General features: G+C 53.9%; 1 protein-coding gene. It reads right to left on the bottom strand.

The genetic code is table 11. From position 1 onward, the window contains the following. On the bottom strand, positions 1-267 hold a 267-nt coding region (locus tag BIU96_RS16295; protein WP_217642290.1), incomplete at both ends, for a DUF6160 family protein.

The following is a 267-nucleotide window of genomic DNA, read 5'->3' as shown; positions in this document are numbered from 1 at the left end:
GGCGGATATTGATGGCCGCATCGCCGTCGGCGAGCACATCAATATCGATACGGATGTTGTCCAGCAGATCATTGGAATCTGGCCCACCCAGGCCATTGAAACCAAAGAAGTCTGTCCGTTCCGCACCGCCGATGCTGATATCGCTGATCGTCAGCGACCCTTCATCGGTATAGATCAAGCGGTCCATATTGATCTTGGTTTCCAGCTCAATGGACACACCGGCCTGGCCGGTGATATTCCCCATTGCGCTGTCTTCCAGCATCACAA

This window comes from Curtobacterium sp. MCBA15_008 (assembly GCF_001865065.1).
Classification (GTDB): Bacteria; Actinomycetota; Actinomycetes; order Actinomycetales; family Microbacteriaceae; genus Curtobacterium.
Note: the sequence above shows the minus strand (reverse complement) of the source record. Positions and strands in the feature narration are given on the sequence as shown.